21 protein-coding genes are annotated in these 18,257 nt (G+C 67.5%); 19 read left to right on the forward strand and 2 right to left on the reverse strand.

Going from position 1 to position 18,257, the window contains the following annotated elements; all coding sequences use genetic code 11:
* The 4 genes from ACTHN1_RS04065 to ACTHN1_RS04080 form a co-directional block, all read left to right on the forward strand.
* A partial coding sequence (locus ACTHN1_RS04065; protein ID WP_440469683.1) for a phosphomethylpyrimidine synthase ThiC occupies positions 1-784 on the forward strand: 784 nt, incomplete at its 5' end.
* A 109-nt stretch (positions 785-893) separates the two neighbouring features.
* Positions 894-1,505, forward strand: coding sequence for a DUF4136 domain-containing protein (locus tag ACTHN1_RS04070; RefSeq protein WP_440469684.1), 612 nt, complete (start codon positions 894-896; stop codon positions 1,503-1,505).
* Positions 1,502-1,669, forward strand: coding sequence for a hypothetical protein (locus tag ACTHN1_RS04075; protein WP_295377669.1), 168 nt, complete (start codon positions 1,502-1,504; stop codon positions 1,667-1,669). The genes ACTHN1_RS04070 and ACTHN1_RS04075 overlap by 4 nt, the downstream gene beginning before the upstream one ends.
* A 7-nt stretch (positions 1,670-1,676) precedes the next feature.
* Entirely contained in the window at positions 1,677-2,357 is a 681-nt protein-coding gene (locus ACTHN1_RS04080) for an ion channel (protein WP_440469685.1), read from the forward strand.
* A gap of 51 nt (positions 2,358-2,408) precedes the next feature.
* On the opposite strand, the gene ppa is transcribed toward ACTHN1_RS04080, so the two are convergent.
* On the reverse strand, positions 2,409-2,945 hold the full coding sequence (gene ppa, locus ACTHN1_RS04085) for an inorganic diphosphatase (RefSeq protein WP_295377673.1): 537 nt from the start codon (positions 2,943-2,945) through the stop codon (positions 2,409-2,411).
* Between the two features lie 194 nt (positions 2,946-3,139).
* On the opposite strand from ppa, the gene ACTHN1_RS04090 reads away from it, so the two are divergent.
* The 3 genes from ACTHN1_RS04090 (at position 3,140) to ACTHN1_RS04100 (ending at position 5,143) form a co-directional block, all read left to right on the forward strand.
* Positions 3,140-3,931, forward strand: coding sequence for a lytic transglycosylase domain-containing protein (locus ACTHN1_RS04090; RefSeq protein ID WP_440469686.1), 792 nt, complete (start codon positions 3,140-3,142; stop codon positions 3,929-3,931).
* Positions 3,932-4,036: 105 nt separating this feature from the next.
* A complete protein-coding gene (locus ACTHN1_RS04095) occupies positions 4,037-4,540 on the forward strand; it encodes a hypothetical protein (RefSeq protein ID WP_440469687.1) in 504 nt (167 codons plus the stop codon).
* Positions 4,541-4,633: 93 nt separating this feature from the next.
* Positions 4,634-5,143: a hypothetical protein gene (locus ACTHN1_RS04100; RefSeq protein WP_440469688.1), complete on the forward strand. Its 510-nt coding sequence runs from the start codon at positions 4,634-4,636 to the stop codon at positions 5,141-5,143.
* An 8-nt stretch (positions 5,144-5,151) separates the two neighbouring features.
* Here ACTHN1_RS04100 and ACTHN1_RS04105 read toward each other — a convergent pair whose 3' ends face one another.
* Complete coding sequence (locus tag ACTHN1_RS04105; RefSeq protein ID WP_440469689.1) at positions 5,152-5,787, reverse strand: NAD-dependent dehydratase; 636 nt, start codon at positions 5,785-5,787, stop codon at positions 5,152-5,154.
* 131 nt (positions 5,788-5,918) lie between these two features.
* Between ACTHN1_RS04105 and ACTHN1_RS04110 the strand changes: the two genes are divergently transcribed.
* From ACTHN1_RS04110 to ACTHN1_RS04165, 12 genes are all read left to right on the forward strand, one after another.
* On the forward strand, positions 5,919-6,320 hold the full coding sequence (locus ACTHN1_RS04110) for a hypothetical protein (protein ID WP_440469690.1): 402 nt from the start codon (positions 5,919-5,921) through the stop codon (positions 6,318-6,320).
* A 207-nt stretch (positions 6,321-6,527) separates the two neighbouring features.
* Positions 6,528-6,902, forward strand: a complete 375-nt coding sequence (locus ACTHN1_RS04115) for an EF-hand domain-containing protein (RefSeq protein WP_440469691.1) — start codon at positions 6,528-6,530, stop codon at positions 6,900-6,902.
* A 195-nt stretch (positions 6,903-7,097) separates the two neighbouring features.
* Entirely contained in the window at positions 7,098-7,439 is a 342-nt protein-coding gene (locus ACTHN1_RS04120; RefSeq protein WP_440469781.1) for a hypothetical protein, read from the forward strand.
* A 55-nt stretch (positions 7,440-7,494) separates the two neighbouring features.
* Entirely contained in the window at positions 7,495-7,827 is a 333-nt protein-coding gene (locus ACTHN1_RS04125) for a hypothetical protein (protein ID WP_440469692.1), read from the forward strand.
* Between the two features lie 134 nt (positions 7,828-7,961).
* Complete coding sequence (locus ACTHN1_RS04130; RefSeq protein ID WP_440469693.1) at positions 7,962-8,681, forward strand: HAD family hydrolase; 720 nt, start codon at positions 7,962-7,964, stop codon at positions 8,679-8,681.
* 210 nt (positions 8,682-8,891) lie between these two features.
* Entirely contained in the window at positions 8,892-9,359 is a 468-nt protein-coding gene (locus ACTHN1_RS04135; protein WP_440469694.1) for a hypothetical protein, read from the forward strand.
* Between the two features lie 85 nt (positions 9,360-9,444).
* Positions 9,445-9,918, forward strand: a complete 474-nt coding sequence (locus tag ACTHN1_RS04140; protein WP_440469695.1) for a hypothetical protein — start codon at positions 9,445-9,447, stop codon at positions 9,916-9,918.
* Between the two features lie 113 nt (positions 9,919-10,031).
* Positions 10,032-11,069 carry a sugar kinase gene (locus tag ACTHN1_RS04145; RefSeq protein ID WP_440469696.1) on the forward strand — a complete coding sequence of 346 codons (1,038 nt, stop codon included), beginning with the start codon at positions 10,032-10,034 and terminating at the stop codon, positions 11,067-11,069.
* Between the two features lie 229 nt (positions 11,070-11,298).
* Positions 11,299-12,138, forward strand: a complete 840-nt coding sequence (locus tag ACTHN1_RS04150) for an HpcH/HpaI aldolase/citrate lyase family protein (protein WP_440469697.1) — start codon at positions 11,299-11,301, stop codon at positions 12,136-12,138.
* 98 nt (positions 12,139-12,236) lie between these two features.
* A complete protein-coding gene (locus tag ACTHN1_RS04155) occupies positions 12,237-14,651 on the forward strand; it encodes a sodium:solute symporter family transporter (RefSeq protein WP_440469698.1) in 2,415 nt (804 codons plus the stop codon).
* An 85-nt stretch (positions 14,652-14,736) separates the two neighbouring features.
* Positions 14,737-15,612: a LysR family transcriptional regulator gene (locus ACTHN1_RS04160; protein ID WP_440469699.1), complete on the forward strand. Its 876-nt coding sequence runs from the start codon at positions 14,737-14,739 to the stop codon at positions 15,610-15,612.
* 274 nt (positions 15,613-15,886) lie between these two features.
* The gene (locus ACTHN1_RS04165; protein ID WP_440469700.1) at positions 15,887-18,166 is read left to right on the forward strand and encodes a TonB-dependent receptor; all 2,280 of its coding nucleotides are present in this window, start codon (positions 15,887-15,889) and stop codon (positions 18,164-18,166) included.
* Positions 18,167-18,257 lie beyond the last annotated feature (91 nt).

Raw genomic sequence — 18,257 nt, forward strand, 5'->3', positions numbered from 1 at the left:
ACGCTTCGACGAGATCTGCGACCTCCGGCGCCGCTACGACGTCGCATTCTTGTTGGGCGACGGGCTGCGCCCCGGCAGATTTGCGGACGCCAACGACGCCGCCCAGTTCGCCGAACTCGACACCCTCGGCGAACTGACGAAGGTGGCCTGGAGCCACGGCTGCCAGGTGATGGTGGAAGGCCCGGGCCATGTGCCGATGCACAGGATCCGCGAGAACATGACGCGCCAGCTGGCGGCCTGCAGCGACGCGCCGTTCTACACGCTGGGCCCGCTGACCACCGATGCCGCGCCCGGCCACGACCACCTGACCTCGGCGATCGGTGCGGCGATGATCGGCTGGTTCGGCACCGCGATGCTCTGCTACGTGACGCCGAAGGAACACCTGGGCCTGCCCAACCGCCAGGACGTGCGCGACGGCATCATGGCCTACAAGATCGCCGCGCACGCCGCGGATCTGGCCAAGGGCCATCCGGGCGCGCAGGTGCGCGACAACGCACTGAGCAAGGCACGCTTCGAGTTCCGCTGGGAGGACCAGTTCCACCTGGGCCTGGATCCGGAAAAGGCCAAGGAATTCCACGACGAAACCCTGCCCAAGGACGCGCACAAGCTGGCCCACTTCTGTTCGATGTGCGGACCGCACTTCTGCTCGATGAAGATCACCCAGGACGTGCGCGACTACGCCGCCGAGCACGGCGTGGATGAACAGCAGGCGATCGAGGCGGGCATGGCGGAGAAATCGGCCGAATTCCTGGCCCAGGGCGCGAAGGTCTACCACCAGGGCTGAACCACGCGGCGGGCGGATGCATCCGTTCGCCGCTTTTCCGGGGCGGCGGGGCTTGTGCCGCCGCCGCGCCCGCGCGACGCTTGGGATCCCGGACAGGAGAATGCCGAACATGCGCCAAGCCACTTCATTCCTCACCCGCGCCCTGCTGTTGGGGTGGGTCCTGCTGCTGGCGGCATGCGCCACCGGCCCCCGCATCAGCAGCGAAGCCGACCCTTCCGCCGATTTCGCGGGTTACCGCAGCTTCTCGTTCTATTCGCCGCTGGCGGTGGAAAGCGAGGGCTACGCCACCATCACCAGCGCCCGGCTCAAGGCGGCGGCCCGCGCGCAGATGGAATCGCGCGGCTACGTCTACGACGAGAAGTCGCCCGACCTGTGGCTGAACATCAACGCCTACATGCAGGAAAAGACCGACGTGGTCAGCATGCCGGACGTGGACTACAACTATTACTACAGCTATCGCGCCCGCCGGTACGTCGCGGTGCCGTACTGGTATGACCGCACCAATGTCTACCAGTACACCGAGGGCACGCTGAACTTCGATCTGGTCGACGCCAAGCGCAACCAGCTGGTCTGGGAAGGCATCGCGGTCGGCCGCGTCGCCAACGCCAAGCCGGCCGAGCGCGCCGCGCGGCTGGATCAGGCGGTCGCCGACATCTTCGCGCGCTATCCCTACCGGGCCGGCAGCGGCACGCCGGTTGTGCCCGTGGCGCCGCGCAAATGAGCGGCGCGGCGAGCGCGGCCCGGGCGGGCATCGGTTTCGGCACGGCGCTGGCGATCACCATTTCCTGGAGCGCCAACAAGTCGCTGCTGTGGGCGGTGATCCATGGCCTGCTGTCATGGATCTACGTCATCTATTACGCACTGGTCTACCACTTCAAGGGCTGAAATGGGCATGACCTGGCTCCGCTGGCTGGTCACCGCGCGCCGGCATCCGTCGGCGTGGCTGCTGCTGGTGCAATTGCTCGGCGTGCTGCTGTACCCGCTGATGGAAGACACCGCGGGCGGGCGCGCGGTGTTCGGCGTGTTCGGCATCGTGGTGCTGGCGCTGGCCCTGTGGGTGGTCGATCGCAGCCCGTCGCGGCTGTGGATCGCGCTCGCGTTGGCGGTGCCGGCGATGGCGTTGTCGCTGCTGGCGGCGGCCTTCGACAATGCCGCCCTGGGCGTGTTCGCGCACCTGCTGGAAAGCGGGCTGTATTTCTATACCGCCGCCAGCCTGATCGCCTACATGCTGCAGGACCACCAGGTCACCAGCGACGAACTGTTCGCCGCCGGGGCGACCTTCACCCTGCTGGCGTGGGCGTTCGCGTTCGCCTTCTCGGTCTGCCAGCAATGGTATCCGGGCAGCTTCATCGCCGCGGTGGCGCCGGATCAGCCGCGGACCTGGATGGAACTGCTGTTCCTCAGCTTCAGCGTGCTGTCGGGCGTGGGCCTGAGCGATATCGTGCCGGTGCAGGCGGAGGCGAGGGCGCTGGTGATGCTGGAGCAGTTCGCCGGCGTCATGTACATCGCGCTGGTGGTGTCGCGCCTGATCGGCCTGACCACCTTGCGGATGGGGATGCGCAAGGACGACTGAAAAAAAAGCCCGCCAATGGCGGGCTTTTTTTGATTCGGGCGCGGGAGCCGGTTACTTCTTCAGATCGGCGTAGCGCTGCATGGCGTCGACCAGCACCTGCTTGGCATCGGCGGCGTTGCCCCAGCCATCGAGCTTCACCCACTTGCCCTTCTCCAGATCCTTGTAGTGCTCGAAGAAGTGGCCGATGCGCTCCAGCCAGTGCGGGCTGACCTGATCGATGTCGGTGATGTGCTTGTAGCCGGAGAAGACCTTCTCCACCGGCACCGCCAGCAGCTTCTCGTCGCTGCCGGCTTCATCGCTCATGCGCAGCACGCCGACCGGGCGGCAGCGGATCACCGAGCCGGGGATCAGCGGCAGCGGCAGCACCACCAGCACGTCGGCCGGATCACCGTCGCCGCACTGGGTGTTGGGCACATAGCCGTAGTTGCAGGGGTAGCGCATCGGGGTGGAAAGGATGCGATCGACGAAGATCGCGCCGCTTTCCTTGTCCACTTCGTACTTCACCGGTTCCGAATCCTTCGGGATTTCGATGATGACGTTGATTTCTTCCGGCGGGTTCTTGCCGGTGGAAACGTGGTCCAGACCCATGATGCGTGTGCTCCAGAGCGTGCGGAATGACAGGGCCGGCAATTCTACGCGCTTGCCTGCTGCGGCGCAGCAGCGGTGGCTCCCGGGCGGGCCTCCCGGGACCGGCGAAGGGGCCCGCCGGTCGTCCGCCGGAGGCCCCAAAGGCCGTTTTCAGGGGGTTGCCGCTCAGCTTGCCAGCCCTAGAATCCGCTCCCATGCGCCCGTCCTCCGCCCTTGCCCTGGTCTGCCTGCTGGCTGTTCTGGCCGGTTTCGGGCTGCCCGAAGCCCAGGCGCGGACGGTCTATCGCTGCGTCCGCGACGGCACCGTCAGCCTGGCCACCGCGCCGGAACCGGGTTCCCGCTGCGAGGCCCGCCAGATCGAGGACGACGCGGTCCAGTTGCCGAACCTGTGGGGCCGGATGGGGGTCTTCAGCGGCACCCTCTACGAGCGGGAGCAGGACGGGCAGCAGGTCTATAGCACCCGCAACCTGCCCGGCTCGCGGGTGTACCTGAAGTTCACCGTCGCCACACCGCCGGGCGAACCCGCCCATCCCGGCCTGGGCAAGGTCGGCAAGCCCCGCCTGAACATGTATCCCAAGGATTTCAGCACGGCGGCCAGGAAGACCGGCGTGGACGATGCCTGGTTGCGCGCGATCGCCCATGCCGAAAGCGATTTCGACGCGGCGGCGGTGTCCGCGAAGGGCGCCAAGGGCGTGATGCAGCTGATGCCGGAAGTGGCCACCGAATACGGGGTGACCGATCCGTTTTCGTCCACCCAGTCCATCGACGCCGGCGCGCGCCACCTGAAACTGCTGATGCGCCGCTACAAGGGCGATCTCACCCTGGTCGCGGCGGCCTACAACGCCGGCATCGGCACGGTGACCCGCTATGGCGGCGTGCCGCCGTACGCGGAAACCCGGGAGTACGTGGCCAAGGTGACCGCCCTGTACGACCTCTACCTGCGGGCGCTGGGCCGCAAGAGCGCGCCTGAACGCCCGGCGCAGTAATCTCCGCCGGCAGCGCGCGGGCGCGGCGTTTCTTCACTTCGGCATCCCCTTCGCGGGCCTATCGTCGTGGCGAGGCTGGATGACAGCCGCCCACGGGAGTCCGCCATGAAACGACGAGTTTTCAGCGCGCCGGATCTGGGCACCGCGGAACAGGCCATGGGTGCCGCGCTCCGACTCGGCATCCGTCCCGGCCACGCCGCGGTCCTGGCCCAGTCCGACATCGAAATGACCCAGGTGCCGGACGCGGAGAAGGAAGCGTCGCCGACCGATTTCATGCCCGCCGCCTGGCGCGGCATCGTCGGGGGCGGCGTGATCGGCCTGGTCGGCGGACTGATCGGCATGTGGCTGCCGCAGGCCGGCTTCCACGCGCTGGGCGTGATCATCACCACCCTGGTGGGCGCGACGGTCGGCGGCTGGTCGGCGGCGCTGGCCGGCTCCACCGTGCCCAGCGAAGTGCGGCGCGACTACGAGCGCGAAATTGCGGCCGGCCGGCTGCTGGTGGTGATCGACGGCGAGGACGATACCCTGCTGGATCGGGCCGGCCAGGCGATCGCCGCCACCGACGGCATGCAGCCGCTGCGCCAGGTGCCGCACGGGTTGCTGCGCTGAGCCGGGGCCCCCTTATCTGATGACAACTGTCACTGGTCCAGGCGCCATGCCTGGACCTAAGGTGTGCGCCATCCAAACTCCGGAACGCACGCCATGCCCGCCGTCGCCCTGCCCGCGCTGACCCCCTATCTCGTCACCGCCGGAATCGGCTGGATCATGTACCGCCGTATCCGCCGCAGCTTCGGCCGCCAGCCCTGGCAGCCCAAGCGCACGGTTGTTCGCCTGATCCTGATGGTCTTGCTGCTGGGCATGCTCACGACCGCCGCGGTGTTCCTGCCCGGGGTGGCGGTCGGCATCGCCGCCGGCCTGGCGGGTGGACTCGTGCTCGGCGCGTTCGCGCTCCGTCACACCCGGGTGGAGTGGCACGAAGGAAATCCCACCTATGTGCCCAACCCGTGGTTCGGCGGAATCCTGACCCTGCTGCTGATCGGGCGCCTGGCCTGGCGCTGGTCGCACGGCGCGTTCGCCGATGGCGCGGCGGCCACCGCGCAGCAGGCCAGTCCGTTGACGATGGCGTTCGCCGGCGCGCTGGTCGGCTACTACCTGCTGCTCAACAGCGGGCTGCTGTGGCGCATGCGGCGTCTGCACGCCGCCGCCGGCTGATTGGACCGTCAGCGGCGGATCGCCTCGGATTCGATGATCCGCACGCCGGGTGTCGCCGCATGGACCGCTTCCAGCAGCGTGGCGGCCACCGCGGTCGCCGGCACCACCCGATAGCGTGCGGGCACCATGGGGTCGAGCGCGGTCAGCACGCGCAGCGCGAGGTGTTCGCCGGCGCGCCGGCGCGCGCGATCACCGCCCAGCAGGGCGGGGCGGACGAAAGTGAGCGAGGCAAAACCGCAGGCGGCCAGCGCCTGTTCGAGTTCGCCCTTGGTGCGGCTGTAGAAGATCCGGGAATCCGGCCGCGCGCCGGCGGCCGATGTCACTGCCAGTGTCTGCGCGCCGTGCCGGTGCAGCAGGCGGGCGAGGGCGAGCGGATAATCGAAGTCGACGCGCCGGAACGCCGCGCGGGAACCGGCCTCGCGCAGGGTCGTGCCGAGCGCGCAGATCATCGCATCGGCGCGCCAGTGATCCGCATCCGGATCCAGCCGTTCGAAATCGACGATCGGGTTCAACAGCTTCGGATGCGGCCGCAACGCGCGCCGGGTGGGCGCGATGACGGTGCCGACGCGCCCGTCCGCCAATGCGAGCGCCAGCGCCGCCTGGCCGACCAGTCCGGTGCTCCCCGCCAATAGCAAGCGTTCCATCCTTCCTCCCTTGGCCGGAGCCACGTCGTCCGCGCGCCTCACGTATCCTATGCCATCGTTCGCCGGCCATGGCCGGCACATCGCGATCCGCATGCGCGGATCCTCCGCGTGACGGGAGCACGCACGGACCCATGAACCTGCCGCTGCATTTTGGATTTCTCGGTGCCCTGGAAGCCTGCCTGATCGCTTTCGTCGTCGGCCTGCTGGTCTATGCCGGCTGGCAGGCGATCTGCCGCGCGCTGGGCTGGTCGATCGGACACGCGGTGGGGTGGGCCTGCGTGATCGCGGTCGTCATCGGCGCCGGCGTGGACACCTGGAACCTGTTCTACATCGGCATGGTGAAGCTGGAGTCGCCGCTGTACGCGCGCATCGCGTTGAAGGCGATCCATGATCCCGACGCGCTGGGCACGCGGGTGGTGCTTGAAATCGTCGGCGCGCTCACCGGAGTGGCAATAGGTTGGCAATGGTTCAGCCGAGGCTGGCGTGAAGGAGTCGTTGCCGGGGAAGAAAAAAACACGCGGATTGAACACTGATCTGACGCGTGCATCACGCTGCGATACGGCTTCCACATAGCCGTCACGTATCGCTAACGAACGAAGTAATCGAAAAAAAATAGTGTGTGGTTAAGCCAGCGTGCACATTCATTTCAGCCCGCAGGGTTGATTCAGAAGCACGAAGGCATCGTCGGCATCGTGCGCTACAGGACGCACTTCCTACTTTCCATAACGGAGCAAACGACGATGACCAAGAACAACACCCGCAAGCCGCTGATTGCCCTGATCGCCCTGGGTGCCGCCGTCGCCATGCCGATGGCTTTCGCGCAGGACACGCAGGCCCAGCAGCAGCCGCAGCCGACCCAGCAGGCCGAACCGGCCAAGGATCAGGCTGCGGGCGGCGCCGAACAGTCCGCCCAGCAGTCGACCCAGTCGGGCAGCCAGCAGGGCTGGGCCGACATCGACAAGGACGGCGACGGCAACATCACCAAGGAAGAGGCCGCGGCCAACGCCGGCCTTTCCCAGATCTTCGACAAGGCTGATGCCGACGCCGATGGCAAGCTGACCGCCGACGAGTACAAGTCGTTCGTCGAAAAGAACTACAGCGAGCCGCAGAAGTAAGACGCGCACCGCGGTCAACCGCATGACCGCATCGCGATGACGCAGGGCGTCGTCGCGCGGCGCCCGCGGAGGGCGGCCAGGCCGCCCTCCGCCTCCCGCGAGTCGTTGTCGTCTTCCCGCCTGCCGGGATCGCCGTTGGGGCGATATCCGGCGACATGCGAACGGGAAATGCACACGCAGCAAAAGGAGACGCGCATGAAACGAGCATTCCGCCGGTTCCCGCTGTCGCTGGCCCTGCTGGCCATCACCGCGACGACCGCATCGACCTTCGCCTTGGCGCAGGAACGCGACGCGCAGGAACAGCGCCAGGAAACACCGCCGCGGCAGGCCGACACACCACCCGCGAACGATGCGGCGGCACCCGCGCCACGGCCCTTCGAGGAACTGGACGCCAATGGCGATGGCAGCATCGGCAAGGACGAAGCCGCCGTCGATCCCGCGTTGACCCAGGCCTTCGGCACACTCGATCAGGATGCCGACGGCAAGCTTGCGCCGGCCGAGTACGCCGCCTACAAGCCGGCCGGCAACGGCCGCTGATCCTTTTACCCGTCGCCGCACGATCCGCGGATTGGCGCGGCAAAGGAGAAAATGAATGAACTCCCTTTTCCATGGCAATGCACAGAACCGCCCGCGGCCCGCCTGGCTGCTGGTGGCGATGCTGGGCGGCGCGCTGGCCCTGACCGCGTGCAGCAAGACCGAGGAAGAAACCATGCCGCCGCCGACCGACACCGCGCCTCCGGCCGAAACCTCGCCGCCTCCGGCGGAACCGGCCACCACGCCGCCGCCGGCCGATCCGAACGCTCCGCCGACCACGGATCCGAATGCCCCGACGACGACACCGCCGCCGGCCGACGGCACCACGCCGCCGGCCAGCGATCAGACCACGCCACCGGGCGATTCGGGCGCCACGCCGCCCGCCAAGTAACGGGCGGAGCATCCGATCATCACGTCGTCCATTGGCGGGATGTGGAACAGGAACAGGGCGGCCCGAGGGCCGCCCTGCGCACATCCGCCGGCTGGTATGCTGCGCGCCCCCACGAGAACAAGAGGCAGTAAGGCATGGGCGGCATCCGCTGGGTCGGTTTCGACGGAGACGACACGCTCTGGAAGAGCGAGGACTATTACCGGCAGGCCGAGCAGGATTTCGAAGCCATCCTCGCCGGGTACATCGACCTGGGCGACCGTCGCATGCAGCAGCACCTGCTGGATACCGAGCGGCGCAACCTCAAGGTGTTCGGTTATGGCGTGAAGGGCATGACGCTGTCGATGCTGGAGACCGCCATCCAGCTCACCGACGAGCGTATCAGCGCGCGTGATCTGCACCGGGTGATCGAGATTGGCCGGACCACCCTGCAACACCCGGTGGATCTGCTGCCCGGCATCCGCGAGGCGGTGGAGGCCATTGCCCGCGATCACGAGATCGTGCTGATCACCAAGGGCGATCTGTTCCACCAGGAAGCCAAGATCGCGCAGTCGGGGCTGGCGGATCTGTTCCACCGCATCGAGGTGGTGTCCGAGAAGGACGTGCCCACCTATGCGCGCGTACTGCAGGAACTGGAAGTGGCGCCCGCGCAGTTCGTGATGATCGGCAACTCGCTGCGCTCCGACATCGAACCGGTGATCCAGCTCGGCGGCTGGGGCATCCACATGCCTTACCACGTCACTTGGGCACTGGAAACCGAGCATGGCCTGGGCGAGGACGTGCCGAACCTGGTCTCGGTCACCGGTGCGGTCGAACTGCCCGCCGCGCTCGCCGACATCGAAGGCCGCGCCGGCTGAACCGAGCTTCCTTCGCGCCCGCTCCGCCGGGGCGTTCCGGGATGGATGGGCGCCACGAGTTGAACGGAATGTGTCCACCGTCACCGCCGTGGGCGCGGTCCCCATGGGGTTAAATCCGGGTTCACGCGACAGGCGACATCTTTCACGCACAGGTCCCTGGGACAGGGGCCTTCACTACAGACCCGTCGAGACGGGTCACCGGAGGATGTCATGGCAAGCTTCTCACTCACGCGTCTGTTGGCTCCCACCGTCCTGGCCGCCGGCCTGGGACTGGCGGCGCTGGCCCCTTCGCCGGCCCGCGCGGACGACGACCTGGTCCGGGTCATCGTGGACGTGGCCGATGTCATCTACCACGGCGGACAGCCGTACTACCGTTACGGTGACGGCGATCGCTACGGCTACGGCAATCGCGTGGTGATCGTGCGCGATCGCTATCATCGTCCGACCTACTACCGTTACGTGCCGCGCCAGTACTACCGCACCCCGCCGCGCGGCAACGCCTACGGCTACTACCGCAACAACCCGCACTACGTGCGCTACGTGGATCGCGATCGTTACTACCGGTATGACCGCTACGACCGCGATCGCCGTGATCGCCATGATCGCCGCGATCGCTGGGACGACGATGATCGCCGCTGGCGCCGTCATGACGGGCGTCGTCACCACGATGACGATTGATGAGACGATCGTTCGTTGGGAATGGAAGGCGGCCGGCATTTGCCGGCCGCCTGCTTTTGGGCGACCACTGCGGCACAATGCCCGCATGCCAGCGCCTTCCCGCCCTCGCGTCTTCCTTGCCCGGCTGGGCCTCGCCCTGGGCCTGGTGGTGTGCGCGGCGGGCCATGCCACCGGGCCGGTGCAGCCACCGGCCGAATGGCCCGGCAGTGGCGATGCCTTCGTGGATCGGCATCTGAAGGACGTCAACGACTACGCGGCGCGCTATCCGGCCGCGTTCGCCGACGAGATGGCGCGTTACTACAGCGTGCCGCGCGCATACGTCGAAGCGATGATGAAACAGCCCGACTGGTCCGCCGGCGACATCTACATGGCCTGCGCGCTGGCGCAGGTGGCCGGGCAACCCTGCCGCGCGGTGGTGCGCGAATGGTCGCGCGATCATGCCGGCGGCTGGCGCGCGGTGGCCGAGCGCCTGGAAGTGCGTCCCGGCACCGCGGGCTACCGGCGCCTGCGCAAGGGATTGGACGACACCTATCGGCGCTGGGAGCGTCCCGCGCCTTGAGCCCGGGTCGGGGCGCGGCGATCCGGTCGTCGTGCATCCGCCGCCTTCCCGATTTTCCGCGCCGGGCGGGCGCGGAGCGCGGGGCCGCCGTACACTCCGTGTCCGCATGTGCGATGACAGGGAAAGGAACCAGGGTGGGGAAGGTCGTCTGTTTCGGTGAGCTGCTGTTGCGATTGGGCGCGCCCGGTCGGGAAACCCTGCTGCAATCGCCTGCGCTGGAAGTCCATGTCGGTGGCGCGGAAGCCAATGTCGCGGTGTCGCTGGCGCGGTTCGGCCACGCGGCGCGCATGGTCGGCGTGGTCGCCGACAATCCGCTGGGCCAGGCCGCGGCGGGCGAACTGCGGCGACAGGGCGTGGACACGGCGGCGGTGCAACTGTCGCCGGGGCGGATGGGACTCTATTTCCTGACCACCGGCGCGGTTCATCGCCCTTCGCAGGTGCTCTATGACCGTGCCGGCTCGGCGTTCGCCGTGGCCGGTGGCGGGCGCCACGACTGGCCCGCGCTGCTGGCCGGCGCCGACTGGCTGCATGTGTCGGGGGTGACCCCGGCGCTGGGCGCGGAAGCCGCGCGCGGAACGCTGGAGGCGATGCGGGCCGCGCGCGCGGCCGGGGTCAAGGTGTCCTTCGACGGCAACTATCGTCCGCAGCTGTGGCAGGCCTGGGACGGCGATGCGGCGACGCTGCTGCGCGGACTGATGGCCGAAGCCGATCTGATGTTCGCCAGCCATCGCGATATCGAGGTGGTGCTGGGCCGCACGTTCGATGGCGGGACCGCGCAGGAGCGTTTCGCCGCCGGCGCGCAGGCCGCGTTCGCCGCCTTCCCGAATCTGCGGCAGATGGCCGCGACCGTGCGGATCCAGCGCAGCGTGGATCATCATGCGCTGTCGGCGGTGACGCTGCGGCGCGACGGACGCCCGCAGGGCACGCCGGAGTACGAGATTCCGGGCATCGTAGATCGCATCGGCACCGGGGACGCGTTCGCCGCCGGCGTGTTGCACGGCGTGATGAGCGGACACGCGGATGCCGACGCGCTGCATTTCGGGCTCGCGGCCGGTTGCCTCAAGCATTCGTTGCCGGGTGATTTCAGCACCCTGGGGATCGCCGACGTGGAAGGCTTCCTGGCGCAGGCGGGGTTCGACGTCCGTCGCTGATCGCGGCGGATGCGGGTTGCATCGCAGCAATTCGGCGCGCCGACGGTATCCACCGCTGGGGAAACGGGCCAGGGGCGACCTCGCGGCGTGGCGCATTGATCGCCGTGCCGCAAGGCGTGGCGGGCGCACGGTCGGGTATCGCAAGCAAATGTTGGGTCTGAAGATGCCGGGCACGACTTTTCTTTGTGTCCGCATCGTTGAAACTGCCTCGCCATGAAGAGTGCGGTCCATGCGTAGCAAGCTGTTCGTGCCCGGCAACCGTCCGGAACTGTTCGCCAAGGCGATGGCGAGCGGTGCCGACGCGATTTCCTTCGACCTGGAGGACGCCGTGCCGCCGGCGCGCAAGGCGGAGGCGCGCGCCAACCTGGCCGCGTTCCTCGGCAGCCCGGATCTGCCGGCCGGCAAGCTGATCATCGTCCGCACCAATGCGCCGTCGTCGGCGGAGTTCGAAGCCGATCTGGTCGCCCTGGCCGGGCGCCGGGTGGATCTGCTGAACCTGCCCAAGGTCGATCACGCACGCGACGTGACCGCGGCGGTGGTCGCGATGGCGTCGCTGCTGGCGACCGAGCAGGCGCCGGAACTGCTGATCAACATCGAGACGCCGATGGGCCTGCGCAACGCCGCCGACATCGGCCGCGCGCATCCGCGCGTGGCCGGACTGCAGATGGGGCTGGGGGATCTGTTCGAGGGCCTGGCCATCGATCGCCGCGATCCCGCCAACCTGCATGCCGCGTTGTACACCCTGCGGATGGCTGCCGCCGAAGCCGGCGTGTTCGCCTACGACAGCGCCTATCCAGACATCGAGGATGAAGCCGGTTTCCGCATCGAAGCCGGCATCGCCCGCCGCCTGGGCTATCTGGGCAAGAGCTGCATCCATCCACGCCAGATCGCCTTGGCCAACGCGGTGTTCCAGCCTTCCGCGGACGAAGTCGCGCGCGCGCGCCGGATCATCGCCGCCGCCGCCGATGCGGCCGCCGAAGGTCGTGGCGCCTTCCTGCTGGAAGGGCGGATGATTGATCTTCCCTACCTGCATCGCGCACAGGCCATCGTCGCGGCGGCGGACGCATGAGGTCCGCGGGGGAGCGATGGGGAACGCCGTCCGCGGCGCATCCGGGCGGGCATGCCGCAGGTGGCCGCCCTATTGACAATCGAAAGCATGGAAACACGATGAGCCGAACCGCCGTCCTGCCCGCATCCCAGGGGGCGTCCGGCTTCCTGCGGTCCCTGTTCTGCCTGCTGCTGCTGTTGTGCGCCGGCATTCCGGGGCTGCGCGCCGAAAGCCTGGCCTCGGTCGAACGCGGCGCGCTGCCGGCGCTGCCCGCGGGCGCATCCGTGCAGATGCTGCGCTCGATCGACGACCGTCCGATCGCGCTGGGTGGCGAGCGGGCCTGGATCCTGTCCGCCGACGGCCGCCAATGGCAGGCATTGTCCTGGCAGGGCGGCACGCCGCCACGCGTGCTGGACGCCGGCGGTGATGGGCGTCGGTTGTTCGTGCTGGTGGCCGGGGCCTCGGCATCGGCGCGGATCGAGCAGCTCAGGCTGACCGGCGAGAACACCCTGGCGCGCCAGCCATTTCCCGCGCTTCCGCAGGCGCTGACCGGGGCGCGCTTCGCGATCCTGGGCGACGTCCTGTACGTGGCCGGCATCGGCGACACCGCGCCGCGCCTGTGGCGGACGCCATTGACCGGGCCGGCCGCGTGGACCGATGGGCCGGCATGGCCGCAGGGCGCCCCGGTTGGCGAACTGCTGGCCCAGACCAATGCGCTCTATCTGGTAGGCACCGGCGACACGTCCCAGCCGCTGTGGCGATGGTCGGCCGACCGTGGCTGGGAAGCCAAGCCGCCGGTGCCCGGCCTGCATCTGCCGGGCAGCGCGCGCGCGCTGGGCCAGGCCCACCTGCTGATGCTGGTGCGCAATGCCAGCGGCACCCGCCTGATGACCTATCACACCATCACCAGCGCCTGGGCGACGCTGCCGACGGAAGTCGGCGACAACGTGCTGCTGGCCACCGGCTGGCGCAACGGCCTGGTCTGGACCGCGCGGGACGGCCAGGGGAACCAGGCCCTGCAATCCGCGCAGCTGACCTCCGGCAAGCATCTGCTGAAGTGGATGGACTGGCTGGTGATCATCGTCTACCTGGCGTCGATGATCGGCATCGGCATGTATTTCTACCTGAAGGAAAAGCGCAACTCGACCTCGGACTTCTTCGTCGGTGGTCGCAGCATTCCGTTCTGGGCGGCGGGGGTGAGCCTGTACGCCACCAACACCAGCTCGATCAGCTTCATCGCCATCCCGGCCAAGGCGTTCGAGACCAACTGGCAGTACATGACCAACAACCTGATCGCGGTGTTGGGCCTGATGTTCGTGGCGGTGTGGATCGTGCCGCTGCTGCGTCGTCTGGATCTGATGTCGGTGTTCTCGTACCTGGAAACCCGCTTCCACCCGGCCATCCGCATGCTCGCCAGCGCGCTGTGCATCGCCATGCAGGTCGGCGCGCGGATGAGCGTGATCCTGTTCCTGCCCGCGCTGGCGATCGCCACCATCACCGGCATCAGCGTGGTGTGGAGCGTGATCCTGATGGGCGTGTTCACCATCATCTACACCGCGATGGGCGGCATGAAGGCGGTGATCTGGACCGATTTCGTCCAGGTGTTCGTCAAGATGGGCGGCGCGATGTTCGCCATTGGCTTCATCATCTGGCACCTGAAGGGCGGGGCGCCGGAGTTCTTCAGCACCGCGATGGCCGAGCAGAAGATGCACACGCTCGACTTCAGCTTCGACCTGACCAAGGCGACGGTGTGGGGCTTCATCTTCCTGGTGATCTTCGACGTGGTGCTGACCTTCCCGAAGGACCAGGTGCTGATGCAGCGCACCCTGTCGACCAAGTCGGACAAGGAGGCCGGGCGTTCGATCTGGGCGTTCGCGGCGATCATGATCCCGGGCGGCTTCATCTTCTACGGCATCGGCACGGCGTTGTTCGTCTACTACAAGAACAATCCCGAGCGCCTGAATCCGCTGCTGCCCATCGACGCCACCTTCCCGCTGTTCATCGCCGCCGAGTTGCCGCCGGGGGTGACCGGGCTGATCATCGCCGGCATCTTCGCCGCCGCGATGGCGACCCTGTCGAGCATCATGAACAGCGTCGCCACGCTGATCTCGGTCGACTTCTACGAGAAGCTGTCAAAGAAGGCCGACCAGAAGAAGAGCGTGCTGTTCGCCGAGGTGACCACGGTGATGGTCGGCCTGGTCGGCATCGGCCTGGCCCTGCTGCTGTCGCGCTACGACATCCATTCCCTATTCGATATCTCCATCGAACTGGCCGGCCTGCTAGGCGGCGGCTTTGCCGGCGCGTACACGCTGGGCATGTTCACCCGCCGGGCCAACTCGCCGGGCGTGGCGATCGGCATCGGTTCGAGCATCGTGCTGACCTTCCTGGCATGGTCGACGGATCTGGTCCATCCGTACTTCTACCTGGCCATCTCGATCCTGCTGTGCATCGTCATCGGCTATCTGGCCAGCCTGCTGTTCCCCGCGCCGCGGCGTTCGCTCAAGGGCCTGACCATCTACCGCGATGCCGACTGAGCGTGCCGTTCGCCCCTGCCGTTGGTCCTGTCGCGAAAGCGGCGGGGCTGCGGTAGCCTGCTGAGCGCTTGCCAGGGGGAGAATCGTGGATACCCAGTTCCTGAACACCTTCGTCACCGTGGTCGATCGGGGCTCGATGGCGGCGGCCGCGCGAGAGCTGAACATCACCCCGGCGGCGGTGGCGCAGCAGATCCGCACGCTGGAACGCGAACTCGGCGCCTCGCTGATCGCGCGGGTGGGCCGGACCGTCAGCGTCACCGAGGAAGGTTCGCGGATTCTCCAGCGCGCCCGCGATCTGCTGCGCGACGTCGCCGACATGCGCAGCGTCGCCAACGACAGCGCGGTCTCCGGCGAGCTGCGCCTGGGCGCCTGCCCGACCGCGCTGGCCGGCATGCTGCCGGACATCCTGGCGCGGATGGTGGAAACCTTTCCGCAGATCAACGTGTTCATCAAGCCGGGCTACTCGGCCGATCTGTACCGCGCGGTGGAGTCGGGCGAACTGGACGCGGCGATCGTGCTGCAGGCGCCGTTCTCGCTGCCCAAGACCTGCCAGTGGCAACTGCTGCGCGAGGAGCCGCTGGTGGTGCTGGCGCCGGCGGCGATGGCCGGCCGGGATCCGCACGAACTGCTCGCCACCCAGCCACTGATCCGTTACGACCGCAACCAGTGGGGCGGCCGCCAGGCCGACGAGTACCTGCGGACCGCCGGCATCGTCCCGCACGAGCGTTTCGAGCTCAACGCGCTGAACGCCATCGCGGTGATGGTGGATCGGGGACTGGGCGTCTCGCTGGTGCCGAACTGGGCCCGGCCCTGGCCGGAAGGACTGGATCTGGTCCGGATTCCGTTGCCGAACGAGTGCGTGCCGCGCCGCATCGGCATGGTCTGGTCGCGTTCGACCGTGCGCATCCGCCTGGTGACCGTGCTGCTGCAGGAAAGCCAGGCGGTTTCCCGGCTGTCCTGAACACGGACGATGCTGCACCGCATCGATACCGCGACGCGGATCACCCAACAAAAACTAGGCTCTGAACATAGGCGCGGAGGATTCTTTCCGTGACGGCGTGCACCTAGGCTCTGTCGACATTGTCGAGGCTGTCGCCGGCGTCTGGGAGGAACGCCTGGCAGCGCGGGCGCCTTTCCTGCCGCCCGCGGATGCGAAAACACAAGAACGCCATCGGGGAGCCGCGCAGCCGACTGCGCCGCGGTTCTTGCAGCCACCATCTCAGAGAAGAACAACCATGAAGCACGTGCCCGCCGCATTCGGCGTATTCCTGCTGGCCGCCGCCGTCAGCGCCAGCGTCAAGGCCCAACAGAACGCCCCGCTGCCGGACGACGCGTCCAAGAGCGAGGTGGAAGCCACCAATCTCGATCAGGTCATCGTCACCGGCGTCCGCACGCCGAAGGCGGTGGACAAGATTCCGGGCGCGGTGACCGTGGTATCGAAGGAGGAAGTCGCCCACACCCTGCTGCTCACCGAAGACGCGACCGCCGTGCTGGCGCGCACCGTGCCCGGTTACGCGGAAGCCTCGCAGGCGATGAGCAACAGCGGCGAGACCCTGCGCGGTCGCGTGGCGCTGCGCCTGTTCGACGGCGTCCCGCAGGGGTCGCCGCTGCGCGACGGCAGCCGCAATGCGACGTTCACCGACATGGGCATCGTCGATCGCGTGGAGGTGATCAACGGTCCCTCCGCTTCCGAAGGCATCGGCGCGGCCGGCGGCATCATCAACTACATCTCCGCGGTGCCGCGCAAGGAAGGCAACGAGTTCCGCCTGCTGACCCGCTATTCGACCCAGTTCAAGGACGACAGCGCCGGCTGGAAGGTCGGCTTCAACTTCATGCGCAAGCAGGACAACTACGACATGGTCGTGGGACTGGCCCGCATCGAACGCGGCATGGGATACGACGCCGACGGCGTCCGCCTGGGCATGAACACCAGCGGCTCGGTCAATGACTCGGTCGCCGACAACATCTTCCTCAAGGGCGGCGTCAACTTCGGCGAGAACGGCGAGAAGCGCCTGCAGGCGAGCTACAGCCATTTCAAGATCGAGGGCAATGGCAACTACATCCAGATCGACGGTTGCCGCTTCGATCCGGTGTACTGTCCGAACCCGCGTCCCAATACGTCCGAGCGCGGCCACATCTTCGGCAGCAAGGCCGAGTTCAACGATTTCAGGCAATTCAACGTGCAGTACACCGACGCCGATTTCTTCGGCGGCACGCTGGGCATCAATGCCTACTGGGCGGATCAGGCGATGCGCTATCCCCCCGAGAATGGCAGCGACCGCCAGGATCCGCTGATTCCGCCGAACGGACCGGACGGCACCATCTGGGATCAGTCCGAAATCAATTCCGAAAAGGTCGGCCTGCGCCCCTCGTGGACGCGCTCTTCGCTGTTCGGCGTGGATGGCCTGGAACTGCGCACCGGCATCGACTGGGTCCGCGACAAGGCGGATCAGCGCCTGGCGTTGACCAATCGCGTGTGGGTGCCGCCGATGGAATACACCAGCATCGCCCCGTACGCGCAGTTGAGCTATGACATCGGCGACTTCACCCTCAGCGCCGGCATCCGCCGCGAGGACGGCGAGCTGAAGGTCAACGACTACACCACCACCTGGTACCGTGACCGCCGGTTCGTCCAGGGTGGCAAGCTGGAGTACACCGAGAACCTGATGAACCTGGGCGCGATCTGGCGGATCACCGACCAGTGGTCGGTGTTCGCCGCCTACGGCGAGGGCTTCGGCCTTCCCAATGTCGGCATCCCGCTGCGCAACATCTCCTGCCCGAACGATCCCAACGACACCAAGCCCGACGGCTGCCCCGGTGATCCGCCGGCCACCGTCGATTCCACCTTCCGCGAGCTGAAGGCGGTGGTGGTGGACAACCGCGAGCTGGGCGTCAACTGGCGTGGCGATTCGACCACGTTCAGCGCCTCGTACTACGACTCGCGCTCGGATTACGGCACCTCGTTCGCAATCGATCCGGCCACCAACGACTACGTGCTGTTCCGCGCGCCGACCCGCATCAAGGGATTCGAAGCGTCCGGCGACTGGAACATCAACGACGACTGGAAGGTGACCGCGCTGTATTCGCGCATCCGCGGCAAGACCGCGTTCTGGACCGAGGATCCGGCGGGCCGGTTCGGCGCCGGCGCCCTCAACAAGCCGATGGGCGCGCTGGACGTCAACCCGGACAAGATCGCGCTGAGCGTGCGCTGGCGGTTCCTGCCCAACGGCGACGTGACCCTGGGTTCGACCACCCTGCTGTCGCGGGATCTGAGCGGGCGCGACACGCGCGCGTTCGACGGCGCGCGGTTCTCCTACGAGGAACACACCAAGGGCTACACGCTCTACGATCTGGGCGTGAACTACCGGATCGAGAACGTCGGTCGCTTCTCGCTGGGCGTGGAGAATCTGTTCAACAAGCAGTACATCCTCAGCTGGTCCCAGGTGCCGGGCTTCCGCAATTACTGGGCCGGCCGCGGCCGGATGTATTCGTTCACCTATGAGTACACGTTCTGATCGATGCACGCGTGAAGTCATGCAGATCGCGGCAAGCTGAGCATCGGCGCGTTCCGGTTTCCGGACGCGCCGGTGGGCTGTGCCGGCTGGC

Source organism: Pseudoxanthomonas sp., from assembly GCF_051953815.1.
In the GTDB taxonomy this organism is placed as follows: Bacteria; Pseudomonadota; Gammaproteobacteria; order Xanthomonadales; family Xanthomonadaceae; genus Pseudoxanthomonas_A.